Genomic DNA, 3,136 nt, shown 5'->3' with positions numbered 1-3,136 from the left:
CGCTCGAGCGTCGCCGCGGCGACGCCGAGCGCGACGACCGCGAGGAGGGCGAGGAGGGCCGCAGCGAGGGTGTCCCGCTTCACGTCCGTGGATACGCCGTACCGCACGAATAGCTTTCGGCGAGCGCGGGGACCGTCGACGACGCGGCGGGTCGGTGCGACGGCCCCGGACCGGCCGGGCCGCTTCAGTCCGCCGACCCGTCCACGACGTCGTCGAGCGGGGTGGTCGGGAACAGCCCGTCGACGTCCGGGTCCGGGTCGACGAGGCGGTAGCGGACGCCGTCGCGCTCGACGACCCCCGCGTCGGCGAGGTGGTCGAGGTGCGCGAACGCCTCGCCGGGCCCGTGGAGCACGTGGATGTCGACCAGGTCGCCGAACAGCGCCGCCGACACCTCCCACGCCGTCGCGGGGCCGCCGTCGGCGAGGACGTCGAGCACGCGCCGCGTCCGGTGGCGGTGGTGATCGAGGATCGTCGCGGCCCGCCGGCTCGGGTCGTCGATCCGCTCGCGGTGACCCGGGTGCGCCGCGTCGAAGTCCCGCTCGACGATCCGCGCGAGGCTCCGGCCGTACGCCGCGAGCGGCGCGTCGACCCGGACGTCCGCGCCGCCGACGTTCGGGGTATACTGGGGGAGGAGCGCGTCGCCGGCGAACAGCTCCTCGGGGGCCGCGGATCCCTTCCGCGGCTCCCGACCGCTTCGCCCGACCGGCTCGTGGTCCGGGGCCTCGCGCGGGTCGAATGCGAACCCGGCGAGCCCGGCGGTGTGCCCCGGCAGGTGGACGGCCTCCAGGGCCACGCCGCCGACCCCGACGACGTCGCCGTCGGCGATCGTCGTCACCTCCGCGGGGCGGCCGCTGAGATCGGTTCCCACCGCGTCGAAGAAGTCGCGCAGGCGCTCTTGGTCCGCCTCGGGGAGCCCCCATCGGTCGAACGTCTCGCGCTGGAGGTCGGGGTCGGCCGCGAGCGGCGTCTCCGTCCCGTCGACGAGGGGCGCGTCCGCCTCGTGGACGTACACGTCGGCGTCGCCCGCGGCCTGGATCTCGCCGGCCAGCCCCGCGTGGTCGGGGTGCCAGTGCGTCAAGGCGATCGCGTCGACGTCGGCGAACGCGACCCCGTGCTCGGCGAGCCCGGCCTCCAGATCGGCGCGGACGTCCGGGAGCGCGACGCCGGTGTCGACCAGCGCGGTCGTCTCGCCGTCGAGCAGGTAGACGTCGTTCGCGCCCTCGAACACCGTGTAGCCGAGCTGGATCAGCTTCACACCCTCCCGTCGTCGGGCGCGCATTTGAGGGTTGCCTCCGCGGAACCCTCGGCGATCGACCCTCCCGCTTCGGGCGCCTCAGTCCGGCACGTCGACGCCGGTAAACTCGAAGCGGGCGCCGCCGTCGGCGCTCTCGGTGACGCCGACGTCCCAGCCCTGGGTCGCCGCGACGCTCTCGACGATCGCGAGCCCGAAGCCGGTCCCGTTCTCCCCGGTCGAGTGTCCCGTCTCGAACACCGCCTCGCGGTCGCCCTCGGGGATCCCGGGGCCGTCGTCGGCGACGTGGAACCCCCCGTCGAGGTCGCCGACCGTGACCGTGACGTCGTCGCCGGCGTGCTCGACCGCGTTTCGGACGAGGTTCTCGAACAGCTGCCTGAGCCGGCTCCGGTCGGCGCGGACCGCGCGGTCGGTCTCGACCCGCAGCGTCGCGTCGCCGGTCTCGACCCCCTCCCAGCACGCCTCGACGAACTCGCGGAGGGGGATCCGCTCCGCGTCCTCGGCGCCGTCGCCGTCGCGGGCGAGGGACAGGAGGTCCTCGATGAGCGTCTCCATCCGCTCGTGGGCGTCGGCGACGGCCTCGAGGTGCTCGGAGTCGCGTTCCTCGCGGGCGAGCTCCAGCCGCCCCCGCGCGACGCTGAGCGGGTTCCGGAGGTCGTGCGAGACGATGCTGGCGAACTCCTCCAGTCGCTCGTTCTTCTCTCGAAGCGTCTCCTCGCGGCGCTTCCGCTCGCGGACGTCCCGGATGACGCCGACGCGGTTCAGACCGTCGCCGTCCTCGCCCGTCACTAGGCTGAAGCGCATCTCGACCGGGAACCGCTCGCCGTCCGCGGTGAGAAAGTCGTACTCGACGACGCCGGTCTCGCGGTCGCCCGCCGCCATCTCGCGCCGGACCCGTCTGGCCTCCTCCGCCGTCTCCTCGGTGACCCAGTCGTAGATCTCGGTTCCGACCAGCTCATCGCGGCTCACCCCCTTCATCTCCGCGTAGCGCTCGTTGACGTACGCGATGGTCCCGTCGGGGCGCACGGCGTACACGGCGTCGTCCAGCGAGTCGAGGACCGTCTCGTACCGCCGTATCTCCTCGCCCCGGGGTGACCGTTCAGTCATGGCTCCTCTCGTCCGTTCGTTTCAGCCGTTCAGTAATAAATGGGCCGTCACGCTCGTCCGCTCGGGTCCGCTGCGGCCTCGCCGCCGGAGCGGTGCGGTTCGGGCGCCGACGCGGTGCGGTTCCGGTGCGTTTTCGTCGTCTCGCGCCTACCCGACCGCATGGAGTATCAACCGGGCGTGTGCAACATCGGACCGGCCCAACAGCGACGGCGGCTCCTCCTCGGCGTCGTTTCGTTCCTCCTCGCGATCACCCTCGTCGCCGCCGTCGTCGCGGTCGGATGGCCGCGCTGGACGCTGCTCGCCGCGGTCTTCCCCCTGTACGGCGCCGCGATGGGCTACTTCCAGTACCGCGAGCGGTTCTGCGTCGGCTTCGCCGGTGTCGGCGTCTTCGACGTCGGCGACGGCACCAACCAAGTCCTCGACGAGGCGGCGCTGGCGGCCGACCGGAAGCGCGCGGTCCGGCTGAACGCGAAGTCGCTGGCGGTCGGCGTCGTCGGCGCGGTCGCGGTCTACGGTGTGGCGATCGTCGGTTTATAACCAAACCGCGGATCGGTTCGTATTCGGTACCGGATCGTCGCCGTCGGCGTGAGCAGCTTCGGAGCTTCCAGCGTTCATTTATAACTCGTTGCCGGCGCGGCGAACGCCGCCAAAGCCCGGCCGCTCGTTTTTAAATGCCGTCTGATGGGAAGACGGAAAACGCCTCCCAAGCCCCAGTCGCGAGGCGCTTCGCGCCTCTGGCAGCCGGCGGCGAAGCCGCCGGCGACTGCCCCTTTTAGT

General features: G+C 72.4%; 3 protein-coding genes. 1 reads left to right on the top strand and 2 read right to left on the bottom strand.

What is annotated here, in order from left to right; translation table 11 throughout:
• Positions 1-184: 184 nt before the first annotated feature.
• Positions 185-1,255, bottom strand: a complete 1,071-nt coding sequence (locus DJ81_RS11145) for an MBL fold metallo-hydrolase (RefSeq protein ID WP_094589765.1) — start codon at positions 1,253-1,255, stop codon at positions 185-187.
• Positions 1,256-1,333: 78 nt separating this feature from the next.
• Positions 1,334-2,359 (bottom strand): nitrogen regulation protein NR(II), encoded by a 1,026-nt coding sequence (locus DJ81_RS11140; RefSeq protein WP_094522089.1) that lies wholly within the window; start codon positions 2,357-2,359, stop codon positions 1,334-1,336.
• 159 nt (positions 2,360-2,518) lie between these two features.
• Here DJ81_RS11140 and DJ81_RS11135 point away from each other — a divergent pair, with 159 nt between their 5' ends.
• Positions 2,519-2,896 carry a hypothetical protein gene (locus DJ81_RS11135; RefSeq protein WP_094589763.1) on the top strand — a complete coding sequence of 126 codons (378 nt, stop codon included), beginning with the start codon at positions 2,519-2,521 and terminating at the stop codon, positions 2,894-2,896.
• Positions 2,897-3,136: the final 240 nt, after the last annotated feature.

The sequence above is a fragment of the Halorubrum sp. Hd13 genome (assembly GCF_002252755.1).
Classification (GTDB): Archaea; Halobacteriota; Halobacteria; order Halobacteriales; family Haloferacaceae; genus Halorubrum.
The sequence above is the reverse complement of the archived record's forward strand: the minus strand, read 5'-3'. Positions and strand labels throughout refer to the sequence as shown.

Excerpts from the sequence above, each read along its gene's own strand:
- DJ81_RS11140 (WP_094522089.1), bottom strand. The coding sequence starts at position 2,359 with ATGACTGAACGGTCACCCCGGGGCGAGGAGATACGGCGGTACGAGACG.
- DJ81_RS11135 (WP_094589763.1), top strand. The coding sequence starts at position 2,519 with ATGGAGTATCAACCGGGCGTGTGCAACATCGGACCGGCCCAACAGCGA.